Annotated in this window: 9 protein-coding genes; all 9 read right to left on the reverse strand. The window is 41.8% G+C overall.

What is annotated here, in order from left to right; all coding sequences use genetic code 11:
- Positions 1-359 precede the first annotated feature (359 nt).
- The 9 genes from clpB to argC all read right to left on the reverse strand — a co-directional run bounded on the left by clpB (position 360) and on the right by argC (position 12,961).
- On the reverse strand, positions 360-2,999 hold the full coding sequence (gene clpB, locus NSQ94_RS13740; RefSeq protein ID WP_339229425.1) for an ATP-dependent chaperone ClpB: 2,640 nt from the start codon (positions 2,997-2,999) through the stop codon (positions 360-362).
- Between the two features lie 109 nt (positions 3,000-3,108).
- The gene (locus NSQ94_RS13745; protein WP_063387015.1) at positions 3,109-3,288 is read right to left on the reverse strand and encodes a YjzC family protein; all 180 of its coding nucleotides are present in this window, start codon (positions 3,286-3,288) and stop codon (positions 3,109-3,111) included.
- Positions 3,289-3,646: 358 nt separating this feature from the next.
- On the reverse strand, positions 3,647-4,567 hold the full coding sequence (gene argF / locus NSQ94_RS13750; protein ID WP_066248375.1) for an ornithine carbamoyltransferase: 921 nt from the start codon (positions 4,565-4,567) through the stop codon (positions 3,647-3,649).
- Positions 4,564-7,641 (reverse strand): carbamoyl phosphate synthase large subunit, encoded by a 3,078-nt coding sequence (locus NSQ94_RS13755; RefSeq protein ID WP_339229427.1) that lies wholly within the window; start codon positions 7,639-7,641, stop codon positions 4,564-4,566. Before NSQ94_RS13755 ends, argF begins: the two co-directional genes overlap by 4 nt.
- Entirely contained in the window at positions 7,634-8,698 is a 1,065-nt protein-coding gene (locus NSQ94_RS13760; protein ID WP_063387018.1) for a carbamoyl phosphate synthase small subunit, read from the reverse strand. The genes NSQ94_RS13755 and NSQ94_RS13760 overlap by 8 nt, the downstream gene beginning before the upstream one ends.
- A gap of 57 nt (positions 8,699-8,755) precedes the next feature.
- Positions 8,756-9,913, reverse strand: a complete 1,158-nt coding sequence (locus NSQ94_RS13765; protein ID WP_066248379.1) for an acetylornithine transaminase — start codon at positions 9,911-9,913, stop codon at positions 8,756-8,758.
- On the reverse strand, positions 9,910-10,722 hold the full coding sequence (gene argB / locus NSQ94_RS13770) for an acetylglutamate kinase (protein ID WP_339229429.1): 813 nt from the start codon (positions 10,720-10,722) through the stop codon (positions 9,910-9,912). Before argB ends, NSQ94_RS13765 begins: the two co-directional genes overlap by 4 nt.
- On the reverse strand, positions 10,685-11,905 hold the full coding sequence (argJ, locus tag NSQ94_RS13775) for a bifunctional ornithine acetyltransferase/N-acetylglutamate synthase (RefSeq protein ID WP_063387020.1): 1,221 nt from the start codon (positions 11,903-11,905) through the stop codon (positions 10,685-10,687). The genes argB and argJ overlap by 38 nt, the downstream gene beginning before the upstream one ends.
- A gap of 18 nt (positions 11,906-11,923) precedes the next feature.
- Entirely contained in the window at positions 11,924-12,961 is a 1,038-nt protein-coding gene (gene argC, locus NSQ94_RS13780; protein ID WP_063387021.1) for an N-acetyl-gamma-glutamyl-phosphate reductase, read from the reverse strand.
- Positions 12,962-13,080 lie beyond the last annotated feature (119 nt).

The following is a 13,080-nucleotide window of genomic DNA, read 5'->3' on the forward strand; positions in this document are numbered from 1 at the left end:
TTCAATGGAGATTTGTCTTTGGACAGACCCTTACCAGTTAACATATACGTCAGTATAATTAAGATTTCAGCCTAGCAAATTTACATGAAGCTGTTACGTATACGTCAGCACAACTAAGATTGGCGGAAAAACTTATAAATCACTACACTTTTCCAATTATAGTTTTCTAGTCTTTTAGGCAGAATCAGGCTTGCTAGCTGTGCAATCTCCCCATGAAACTAGCCTGATAGGAATCTCGCCCTGTTTTTAGTCTCCGAATCAGATTCCCCGCCACCAGGACACAGTTTCCTATGTCTACATGGTCCGCACAAAAAAAAGAACCCTCCTCGATTGAGAAGGGTTTTAATATCCATTTATAGCTATTCTAATTTTGCTGCTCCGCTCTTCTCATGAGCATGCAAATCCGTTTTTATAACAATTTCTTCATTTTCTACCCCTAACAGAACTTGGTCACGATCATGAACGGTTCCAGCAATAACCGCTTTCGCAAGTTTTGTCTCTACATGCTTTTGAATAAACCGTTTCAGCGGCCGTGCGCCAAATACAGGATCAAATCCTCTTTTTGCAATGAATTCCTTCGCTTCATCTGTAATCTTTAGTGTAAGTTGTTTATGGGATAGGCGCGCTTGAAGCTCTTTTAAAAGTTTTTCTACTATTCCTTTTACTTCGTTCATTGTTAAAGGCTTGAACAGGATCGTGTCATCAATCCGGTTTAAAAATTCCGGCCGGAAATGCATGGAGAGCTCATCAAGAACTTTCTTTTTCGCTTCGTCTGTTATTTCCCCCTCATCATTTAAACCGGAGAGCAAATGCTGAGAACCGATGTTGGATGTCATAATGATCACTGTATTTTTAAAATCAACTGTTCTTCCTTTCGAATCGGTCACCCTGCCGTCATCAAGCATTTGCAGCAATATGTTAAACACTTCTGGGTGAGCCTTTTCGATTTCGTCCAGTAATATAACCGAGTACGGATGTCTCCGAACTTTTTCCGTCAGCTGTCCTCCTTCTTCATATCCGACATAACCCGGAGGTGCGCCGATCAGCCTTGAGACAGAATGTTTTTCCATATACTCCGACATATCAATGCGGACTATTTCGTCCTCGCTGTCAAAAAGCGCTTCTGCCAATGCTTTCGCCAGCTCCGTTTTCCCGACCCCTGTCGGACCTAAAAAGAGGAAGGAGCCGATCGGCCTGTTCGGATCTTTTATGCCTGCCCGCGCACGCAAAACTGCATCCGATACTAATTCAACTGCATCGTCTTGCCCGATGACCCTTTCTTTTAATATTTGTTCAAGCTTCAGAAGCTTTTCTCTTTCCCCTTGTACAAGCTTTGCTACCGGAATGCCAGTCCATCTTGACACAATACCGGCAATTTCCTCTTCTGTTACTTCCTCGCGAAGCATCTTGTTTTCCTCTTTCTGCTTCATTTCTTCTTCCAGCTGTTTGATTTGTTTTTCCAGCGCCGGAATTTTTCCATGGCGCAGCTCAGCCGCTTTGTTTAAATCGTATTCATTTTCAGCATCAGCTAAATCTCTGCGTGCTTTTTCCAGCTCTTCCCTCAAGCTTCTAAGCTGTTGAATACCTTCGACTTCAAGCTGCCATTTCGCCTTCATTTCATTTGCTTTCTCTTTTAAATTTGCAAGTTCCTTTTGCAACTCTTCCAATCTGATTCGGCTGATGTCATCCGTTTCTTTTTTCAATGCAGCCTCTTCAATTTCAAGCTGCATAATCCTTCTCGTCACTTCATCAAGTTCTGTCGGCATTGAATCTATTTCCGTGCGGATCATCGCGCATGCTTCATCGATTAAATCAATCGCTTTATCAGGCAGGAAGCGTTCTGTAATATAGCGGTGCGAGAGCTCACTCGCAGCTACAATCGCCGAATCATGAATTTTGACTCCATGATGGATTTCAAACCGTTCTTTTAGTCCTCGTAAAATAGAAATCGTGTCTTCCACAGACGGTTCGCTCACAAGCACCTGTTGAAAACGCCGCTCAAGCGCCGGATCTTTTTCAATATACTTGCGATGTTCATCAAGTGTCGTTGCTCCTATGCAGTGCAGCTCACCTCTCGCAAGCATCGGCTTTAACATGTTGCCGGCATCCATCGCTCCTTCTGTTTTGCCGGCCCCGACTATTGTGTGCAATTCATCAATAAATAAAATAATCCGTCCATCGCTCTTTTTGATTTCTTGCAAAACGGCTTTTAATCTTTCTTCAAATTCTCCGCGAAACTTGGCTCCCGCAATGAGCGAGCTCATATCTAAAGCAAATATTGTTTTATCTTTTAATCCCTCCGGTACATCTTTTCGTACAATCCGATGGGCTAATCCTTCCACGATCGCTGTTTTTCCAACCCCTGGTTCACCGATTAACACCGGGTTGTTTTTCGTTTTTCTTGATAAAATTCGGATCACGCGCCGAATTTCTTGATCACGGCCAATGACAGGGTCAATTTTTCCTTCTTTCACCTCTTTAACTAAATCACGGCCGTATTTCTCCAATACTTCATAAGTGCTTTCTGGATTAGGTGATGTCACCCGAGCATTCCCCCTTATTTCCTTTAACACTTTCAATATGGCAGCTTTTGTTAAGTGATATTGCTGAAAAAGCTCTCTCACTTCTTTTGAGCTCGATTCGGAAAATGCCAATATAATATGTTCAACTGATAAATAATCATCTTGAAAATCTTTCCTTATTTCGTCCGCTTTTGCAAAAGCTTCTGAAAGAGTACGGGAAATATAAATATTTACCTCACCGTTTCCGTGAACAGATACTTTCGGCTTTTTTTGTAAATACTCGTTGATCGCTGACACAATTTGTTGTACAGGACATTTAAGTTTTTCTAAAATTCTTGGAAAAATCCCGTCAGACTGCCGCAGAAAAGCAAGTAAAATATGAAATTCATCCACTTCTTGATGTTCATGTTCTTTTGCGATTTTTTGAGCTTCTACCAGACTTTTTTGCAGCTTCTCCGTGAATTGATTTACATCCATACCGAAACGCCCCTATTTTGACTTTTTTTGACCTTTAATTTTATTATAACTTCTTTATAAATCAAGTAAAGCCATTCGTTTTCCGAATGGCTTAGCGTTGTTCGAAATATTACGGCTTGCGCTTATAGGTCCAAACCCGATTATGGTTGGATGTTTCGGGGAATCGATCTCCTGCTTTGAGTTCAACCTTTTTGGGATCGACCACCATCGATCCGGTCTCGCCGACTTCGATGTAGATTCCGTTGTTAGGTGCTTTTTGACCAGGCCTGAATTGACGATTTTGACCCATGAATCATCCCTCCTTGGACATTATTGTTGGCTATCAGAAGATTTTTCATGTATAGACAGAAACACCTTTGATAATTTTCATTATGTGATGTACTTCGAAACTTTACTCAACGCCCAAAATCGAACTCACTGCATATGGTATCCTTTTGAAAAAATCGTTTAAGCGTTCAAGAACCGAATGCTGGATCAAAAGCTCTTTTTACTGTTTCTGTGAGAATCATTATTTACAATTATTCCTAAAATCGTCTCACCTGTCGTTCTTTTTTGTCTGGATATATATGCAGTAGAGTAAAACCTTTCGCCCCGGTTTCAAAAGAAAAAAGCAGGAGATCATCCTGCTTTATCAACGAAAGATCTTGTTAAGCCATAATTTCTTTTAAAATTGCTTTTTGCGCATGAAGGCGGTTTTCGGCCTGCAAAAATACCGCTGATTGGCTTCCGTCCATCACTTCATCTGTCACTTCCAAACCGCGCGCAGCCGGCAGGCAGTGAAGGAAGCTTGCATCTCGTTTTGCTTTTGCCAGCAAGGATTGATTTACTTGAAACGGTTTAAATGCTTTCATTCTTGCTTCTGTTTCTTCTTCCTGTCCCATGCTGACCCAAACGTCCGTATAAATAATATCAGCATCCTGAACCGCTTCGTCTGGATTATGAATTAATTCGACTTTCCCGCCCGTTTCGCCAGCAATTTCTTTCGCCTGTTTCAAAATGCTTTCATTTGGCTCATAGCCTTCTGGGGCTGCGATCGTAAAATGAGCGCCAACTTTTGCGCAGCCAACCATAAGGGAGTGGGCTACATTGTTGCCGTCGCCAACATAAACGACTTTTACGCCTGAAAATTTGCCTTTCAGCTCATAAATTGTCAATAAATCAGCTAACGCTTGACAAGGATGGTACAAGTCGCACAAACCATTGATGACAGGGACAGTTGCATATTCGGCAAGCTCTTTGACCCGATTGTGGTCAGTTGTGCGGAGAAGAATGGCATCCACATATCGCGACAATACTCTCGCTGTATCAGCGATTGTCTCACCGCGCCCGAGCTGAAGCTCTTTTGAAGAAAGAGCAAGCGCATGTCCCCCTAATTGCAGCATTCCTACTTCAAAGGAGACACGAGTTCGAGTGGATGATTTTTCGAAAATCATCGCCAGCGTTTTCCCATGAAGGACGTTTGATAGCGGATTTTGCTTTAATTTCAATGCTTCCTCGAGCAAATATTGAATTTCTTCTGATGTAAAATCAAGCAGCTTTAAAACGTTACGACCTTTAAGTGTACTCATAAACTCATTTCGACTCCTTTATCTGACAGTTCATGTAAAGAAATAGGCGTGTATTTGCTAACTGTTAGTGCACTTAAAAATGCCTGAAATGATGCTTCTTCCGTCAATACCATAATTCCCCGTTCAAGCGCTTTTTGTCGTCTTGCCTTTGCCTGATCGCTTTCTTCCGGATTATAATAAAGCACCGCTTCTTTTTTCTCAAGCCAGCTTTCAAAATTATCCGTTACCGGTTTTATATAATCGAGTACATCATCTTTCTTATCTCCATCCACAAAAATACCGTCCGAATGAATTGGAAATAAATGATCGAATACCTTCCGCATCGCTTCCTCCACAGATTTGCCGACACACATTCCTTCGCCCGTCGATTTCATTTCCGGACCTAGTTTCATATCGACATCTGAATGGGCGTGCGTTGAAAATACCGGATATTTAATAGCCACATATTCATGGGCTGCTATTTGAGGATGTAAGTCAGTTAACATTTTTCCGGTTAAAATGGTTGTCGCAAGATCTACTAACGGCACTCCGGCAACTTTGCTGACGATCGGCACAGTCCGGCTCGCACGCGGATTCACTTCCAGCACATAAACGTCCTGACCATCAATTAAAAATTGAATGTTCATAATGCCTTTATATTGCAAATGTTGAACCATTCTTTCCGCATAGTCGGTCATTTTTTCTTTTATTTCTTTTGACAACGACACAGCTGGAAAAATCGCATAACTATCGCCAGAATGAACACCAGCGGGCTCGATATGCTCCATAAATCCCGGAATAAACACATTTTTCCCGTCAGCTATTAAATCAACCTCCGCTTCCTGACCAAAAAGGAATTCATCTAAAAGAAGAGGAAAATGATTTTCGTCCGTCTGCTCCACTAACGAAAGCAGCTCTTCTTGATTTTTTACCTTCACCATGCCTTTTCCGCCAATAACATATGAAGGTCTTAACAGGATCGGATACCGCAGCTTTTTCGCTTCCGATATCGCCTCCTCTTTTGTATGTGCCATTGCTCCTTGAATGTGCGGGATATTCGTTTCGTCTAATAGCTGATAAAATCTTTCTCGATCCTCCAATATGTCCAGAAGCTCAGAAGTTGTACCAAGCAGCTTCACGCCTGCTTTTTCAAGCATCTCCGCTAAGTTGATCGCCGTCTGGCCGCCAAATTGGACGAGCGTTACGTCAATGTTTTCATTTTCAACAACATTTAATATATGTTCGACTGTTAACGGCTCAAAATATAATCGATCCGCTGTTTCATAATCAGTGCTGACCGTCTCAGGATTATTGTTGATCATGATCGCGTCATATCCAAGCTTTTGCAATGTTTGAATGCAGTGAACAGCACTGTAGTCAAACTCAACTCCCTGTCCGATGCGAATCGGGCCGGAACCAATGACAAGCGCCTTCTTCTTTCCTCTTGTGGAGACAGCTTCGTTTTCACCGAAAACGTACGTAGAATAGAAATAATTTGTTCTCGCTTCAAATTCTGCTGCACATGTATCAACCATTTTGAATATGGCTTTAATCCCCCACTCTTTGCGGAGCTTTCGGATTTCTTTTTCTTCTGTCTTTTGCCAATATGAAATCGAACGGTCGGAAAAGCCGAAAAATTTCAGTTCTTTTAAAAGGTTTGGAGACAGCTTTTCTTTTTTCGCTTTTCCTTCAAGTTCAATTAGATGGTTGAAAACATGCAAGAAATAATAGTCAATTTTTGTCTGGCTGTGAAGCTCATCTATGGAAACTCCTCTTCTTAACAGCTCCATTAAGATGAAAAAGCGTTCATCATCTGCATGCTGGAGGCGGTTAATAAGAGCTGACGTATCTTCTTTCACAAGCTTAGGCAAATAAATGCCGATATTATTTAATTCCAACGATTCCGCAGCTTTTTGCAGAGCGGCTTCCATCGTCCGTTCGATCGCCATCACTTCGCCGGTTGCTTTCATCTTTGTTCCAAGCTTCTGATCTGCTTTTGTAAATTTATCAAACGGCCAGCGCGGAAATTTGACAACTACATAGTCAAGTGCAGGTTCAAAGCTGGCATATGTCGACATCGTTAACGGGTTCTTCAGCTCCGCTAATGAGTAGCCAACAGCTAGCTTTGCAGCCATTCTGGCAATTGGGTAACCGGTCGCTTTCGAAGCAAGTGCGGAAGAGCGACTTACCCTAGGGTTGACCTCAATCACGTAATATTGCTTGCTTTCAGGGTCAAGTGCAAACTGAATGTTGCAGCCCCCGACCACCTTTAATGCATCGATGATTTTCAAAGCCGCCTGCCGGAGCATTTGATATTCTTCATCTGTTAATGTTTGAGATGGAGCAACAACGATCGAATCCCCGGTATGAATTCCGACTGGATCAATGTTTTCCATATTGCAGACGGTAATACAAGTACCTTTTGCATCGCGCATCACTTCATATTCGATTTCCTTAAATCCGGCAATGCTTCTTTCCACAAGCACTTGATTGATTGGGCTCATTTTAAGTCCATTTGTGACAATGGAAATAAACTCTTCTCGGTTGTAGGCGATGCCTCCGCCTTTGCCGCCAAGCGTATAAGCCGGACGAATGATAATCGGAAAACCAATTTCATCAGCAAATTGAAGGGCGGACGGAACATCCTCCACAATTTTGCTTTCCGGGATCGGCTCGTTCAAATCAATCATCAGCTTTCGAAATAGCTCCCGGTCCTCCCCTTTTTGAATCGATTCGATCGAGGTTCCGAGCAGTTTCAAGCCGTATTTTTGCAAAATCCCTGCCTGATCAAGCTCCACAGCTAGATTTAAAGCCGTCTGGCCCCCCAATGTTGCCAAAAGGCCGTCTGGACGTTCTTTTGCAATTATTTTTTCAATGCTTTCCACCGTAAGCGGCTCTGAATAGACCGCATCGGCAATTTTCGTATCGGTCATAATCGTTGCAGGATTGTTGTTAACAAGTACAACTTCAAATCCTTCTTCTTTTAACGCCAAGCATCCCTGTGTCCCAGAATAGTCAAATTCCGCCGCTTGGCCGATAATGATCGGACCTGAACCGATCACTAGTATTTTGTTTAATGATGTATCTTTAGGCATAGACTTTTTCTCTCCCTGCTGCTACATATGTGTCTAAAAATTCATCAAAAATAAAACTAGCATCTTCCGGTCCTGGATGGGCTTCCGGATGAAATTGAACAGACATGACTTTCAATTTTTCATGCTCAAGCCCTTCAACTGAGCCGTCATTAACATTTGTATATCGCAATTTAAGAGGTGTTTTTTCCAAGCTTTTTTTATCCACCACATAGCTGTGGTTTTGTGATGTAATAAATACGTTTCCTGTTTTTTGATCAATTACCGGATGGTTTGCTCCGCGGTGCCCGAATCTGAGCTTTGTTGTATTCCCGCCAAACGACAGGGCAATCAGCTGATTCCCTAAACAAATCCCGAGCGTCGGATATTGCTTCATCAATTGGTTTAATGTTGAAAAATAATTTTTCATTTGCTTTGGATCGCCCGGTCCGTTCGACAGCACGATGCCATGCGGCTTGATTTCAAACACTTTTTCCATTTGATGAAACGGAACGACTGAAACTTTACAGCCTCTTTTCAGCAAAGAATTCAAAATCGATTTTTTAAATCCAAAATCAATTAGCGCAATGTGTGTCGCACCATTGCCAAACGTTTCGATTTCGCTTGCAGAAACATCGCGAATCGGAAAATCGGAGAGCTTATCCTGAGAGTCGTATTGTTTGTCTTTTGAAATGACCGCATGCAATGTCCCTTTTGATCGGATTTGTTTGACAACAGCTCTCGTGTCAACATTTGTTAAATAAGGAATATTCCATTTTTGTAAATAGTCTTTTAATGAACGGTTCGCTTTATAATGGGAATAGTGTTCAGTCAGCTGAAAAAGGATGACCCCTTTCACCTGCGGCTTTTTGCTTTCAAAATCTTGATCATTGATGCCGTAATTGCCAATAAGCGGATACGTAAAAACGACGATTTGATCTTTGTAGGAAGGATCTGTCAACACCTCTTGATATCCTGTCATTCCTGTATAAAAAACGAGTTCCCCTTTAACAGGAGACACGATTTCATCCATCTTGCCTTCAAAAACTGTTCCATCTTCTAATACAAGATAACCTTGCATATTGAACACCTCTTTGATGTATATTTATACAACAATTTGCAAGAAAATTCTCCTCTTTTAGGAAGAGAAGATTTTTTCTTTTTTCAAAACAGAAGCAATAATGCCCAGTCCTAAATCAATTTCTTCATTCGAAACAGTGAGCGGAGGAAGAAGCCGTAACACATTGGATCCAGCTGAAAGTGCTAGAAGTCCTTCTTCTCTTAAAGAAGCAAGCACTTTATTGACCTCAATATCCAGCTCAATTCCAAGCAGCAATCCTTTACCCCGCACTTTTTTTACAGTAGGCACATCTCTCAAGAGTTCTGATAGACCTTCGAACAGCCGCTGACCTTTTTCCTGAACGCTTTGCAAAAAGCTTGGCTGAAAAACAGTTTCCAAAGTTGCTTTCGCAGCTGCCATAGCCAAATAATTCCCGCCGAACGTTGAACCGTGTGTTCCCGGTGAAAAACTTTCGATCAATTCTTGTTTTCCGATCATGGCTCCGACAGGAAATCCGCTTCCCAATCCTTTGGCGACAGTGATAATATCCGGAGAAATGCCGTAATGCTGGTAGCCGAATGCTTTTCCGGTGCGTCCGATTCCAGTTTGCACCTCATCGACGATGAATAATGCGCCGATCTCGCTGCACTTTTCTTCTACCGCCTGTAAAAATTCCTTCGTTGCAGGAATAACTCCTCCCTCGCCCTGAACCACTTCCAGCATAAAAGCAGCTATATCCTCATCATGAATGTTTTTCACCGCAGCTGCATCATTGTAAGGAAGATATTCGAACGTAGGAATGAGAGGACCGAACCCTTTATGTACTTTTTCTTGAGCAGTAGCCGTCATAGTCGCAAATGTTCTGCCGTGAAAAGACTGGTAAAATGTAATGATTTTATGTTTGCCGGTATGTTTTCTAGCCAGTTTAATGGCGGCTTCATTCGCTTCGGCGCCGCTGTTCGCAAAAAATACGGCATCTCCGCTTGAATGCTCCACCAATTGCTTGGCAACCTCTTCTTGAAGGGGGATATGAAAAAGATTAGAAGTATGCCATACCTTTTGCAGCTGTTCAGTGATGGCATCCGCCACTTGCTTCGGACAATGACCCAGGTTGCATACAGCAATTCCGGAAATAAAATCTAAATATTTTTTTCCGTTTGCATCATATGCATAGCTTCCTTCTGCTTTTTCAATCGCCACATCCCACTTCGCATAAGTTGGAAATAAATAACTCATTTGACCACGACCTCTCGTTTTTTCGTAATTTTCGTCCCGATCATTTTCCCTTCCTTAAAAATACGGTCGTTGCCGCTCACAATCATCACATGCTCAAGCTGATCAGAAAGCGCATCTAAAGCCGCCTGTACTTTCGGAATCATCCCGCCGTAAATAACCTTCTGTTCAATGAGTTTTTCGATCATCGTTTCCGTCGCTTCTTCAATAAGCTTGCCGTCATGTAAAATTCCCGGAACATTCGTCACAAACAGCAGCTGTTCCGCATTTATTTTTTCAGCAATTGCACTAGCAGCCAGATCTGCGTTGATATTTAATTTTTGCCCATCCGCCGTTATGCCGATCGGGGCAATGACTGGAACATAGTCAAGAATTAGCAGCGAACGCAATAGTTCATCATTAATCTGCTCGACTTTGCCGACAAAGCCAAGGTTTTCTTCATCTAAAAATGACGAGACAATTAGCTGACCATCAGTGCCTGAAAGACCGATCGCTTTCACATTTTTTTGTGTCAACAGAGCCGAAAGCTGTTTGTTAATTTTTCCTGAAAGAACCATTTCTGCAATTTCAAGCACTTCTTTTGTCGTTTTACGCATGCCGTTGTAAAACTCGCTTTTTACATTTAATTTTGTCAACATATTGTTAATTTCCGGTCCTCCACCGTGGACGATAATGACCCGTTTCGTAGTTAACAGTTCTTTTATGCTGTCTAAAAAGCTTTCTGACAGCTGTTCCAGCATGCTGCCGCCAAGCTTAATGACAACAATCGGTTTATCATGTCCGGTAACTTGCATTGATTTTGACATACTCATATGTTAAATCACATCCCCATGCTTTTCCTTGTGCTTCACCATTATTTAACATTACCTTGATTTCTACGATTTCCTGATCCAAATATTGGATCGCTTCTTGTTCCGAAAATGAAACTGGCAATCCGTTTTTAAATAATAAGATATGGCCGAGATACACTTCCATTTGATTCGGATCGAATTCCGCTCCGCTGTAGCCGGCGGCGCACAAGATTCTTCCCCAGTTCGCATCTTTTCCATATATTGCAGTTTTGACGAGGGAGGATCCGACAATCGTCTTGGCAATGATGTTCGCTTCCTGCTTTGATTTAGCCCCATTAACAGAAACTTCAATCAATTTTGTCGCACCTTCACCGTCTCTGGCAATTTGCTTTGCTAAATCTTCGCTTACTTTTCTCAACGCCTCTTTAAAAACAGGCCAATCTGGATGCTCTTCCGTCAGCATTGAGTGTTCAGCTTTTCCGTTTGCTAAAACAAGCACCATATCATTTGTTGATGTATCGCCGTCAACGGTTATTTGATTAAACGTTTCATCGATAACTTCTCGGAAAGCTTGCTGCAGCGATTTTTCATCGATATTCGCATCTGTCGTCAAAAACCCGAGCATTGTCGCCATGTTGGGATGAATCATCCCCGATCCTTTTGCTGCTCCGCCGATGGTCACCTGTTTTCCCTCGATTTCAAATTGATAGCAGGCAGTCTTTTCACACGTATCTGTTGTCAAAATAGCCTCGGCAAAGCTTTTGGCTCCTGCTGATGAACGTTCATATTCAATATTGTTGATCCCCTCTTGGACTTTTTCCATGTTTAAATATTCGCCAATTACTCCTGTTGAAGCGACAGCCACAAGATGATCTGCAATTCCAAGCTTTTCAGCCGTCCATTTCCGCATTGCGTATGCATCGCTTAAACCTTTTTCGCCCGTACAGGCATTGGCGTTGCCGCTGTTGACAATCACCGCTTGAATTTTGTTTTCCTTTGCAATGCTCTCTTTTGTCACAAAAATTGGGGCAGCTTGCACAACGTTTTGTGTGTAAACAGCTGCAGCTGTTGCTGAAACGTCACTATAAATGATGCCGATGTCTTTTTTATGAGTGTAGCGGATGTGCGCTTCATAGCCGCCTGCATAAAAGCCTTTCGGTGTTGTAATTGAACCGTTGTCTATTTTTCTTATTTTGGTTGTCACTAGAAGTCCTCCTTGATGTTATGGATATACTGGCAAAAAGTTTAGTCCTTCATTTTCTTGGAATCCTGACATAATGTTGAAATTTTGCACTGCCTGCCCTGCAGCGCCTTTCATCAAATTGTCAATGACAGATACGACTGTCAACCGACTTGTTCTTTGATCAAATGCAAGACCGATATCACAATAATTCGAGCCGTACACTTCCTTTGTGCTTGGGAACGTTCCGTTTGTACGCACTCTCACAAATGGTGAATGTTTATAAAACGATTCATATAAATCTACTAATTTTGAAGTATTCCATTCTTCTAATAATTCAATATACATTGTCGCCATAATCCCTCTTGTCATCGGCACTAAGTGGGTGCTGAACGAAATGAAGCCGACTTTCTCGTCCCACTTATGAAGCTCCTGTTCAATTTCCGGTATATGCTGATGCTGATGTACTTTATAAATTTTGAAATTATCTTGTATTTCAACAAAGCTTGTAGCAAGCGACGCGTTTCGACCTGCACCTGAAACACCCGATTTTGCATCAACAATGATCGAGTTCTCTTTGACGATTTTTTCCCGCACAAGCGGTGCTAGGCCAAGCAAGGTTGCAGTTGGATAGCACCCAGGATTCGCCAAAATTTTAGCGTTCTTAATATCCTCACGATACAGCTCTGTCAAGCCGTATACCGCTTCCTGCAAAAGCATTTCAGGCGCTGGTGCTTTTTTATACCATTTTTCATAATCATCACTGTTTTTTAACCTTAAATCGCCTGATAAGTCGATGATTTTCAATTGATCGTCAAGCAATTCCGGCGTCAGTGAAGCCGATATCCCCGACGGCGTCGCAAGAAAAACAACATCATTTTCTTCTTTTATTTGATCCGGCTCTAGCGGTTTTAGTTCATTTTCTTTTATATGGGATAAATGCGGATATTCGTCAATATAGCTCTTTTTTTCTGCTGAAGATGTATATAAATGAATGTTTTCGACATACCGATGATTGGCTAAAATTCGATAAAGTTCCACACCGCCATATCCTGTTGCCCCGATAATTCCTATATTCAACCTCAATCACCTTCAATTCATTCCGTTAAATTAGTTACCATTATAATACTGTATAAAAATAAAATCAATTGTATATTTATAATTTTTCTGTTCAAAAACAAGGATTCTTAATATAGTAG

It is taken from the genome of Aeribacillus sp. FSL K6-2833 (assembly GCF_037965815.1).
Lineage (GTDB): Bacteria > Bacillota > Bacilli > Bacillales > Aeribacillaceae > Aeribacillus > Aeribacillus composti.

Bases quoted from the DNA above. Each gene is read 5' to 3' on its own strand.
- clpB (WP_339229425.1), bottom strand. From the start codon at position 2,999: ATGGATGTAAATCAATTCACGGAGAAGCTGCAAAAAAGTCTGGTAGAA.
- NSQ94_RS13745 (WP_063387015.1), bottom strand. From the start codon at position 3,288: ATGGGTCAAAATCGTCAATTCAGGCCTGGTCAAAAAGCACCTAACAAC.
- argF (WP_066248375.1), bottom strand. From the start codon at position 4,567: ATGAGTACACTTAAAGGTCGTAACGTTTTAAAGCTGCTTGATTTTACA.
- NSQ94_RS13755 (WP_339229427.1), bottom strand. From the start codon at position 7,641: ATGCCTAAAGATACATCATTAAACAAAATACTAGTGATCGGTTCAGGT.
- NSQ94_RS13760 (WP_063387018.1), bottom strand. From the start codon at position 8,698: ATGCAAGGTTATCTTGTATTAGAAGATGGAACAGTTTTTGAAGGCAAG.
- NSQ94_RS13765 (WP_066248379.1), bottom strand. From the start codon at position 9,913: ATGAGTTATTTATTTCCAACTTATGCGAAGTGGGATGTGGCGATTGAA.
- argB (WP_339229429.1), bottom strand. From the start codon at position 10,722: ATGAGTATGTCAAAATCAATGCAAGTTACCGGACATGATAAACCGATT.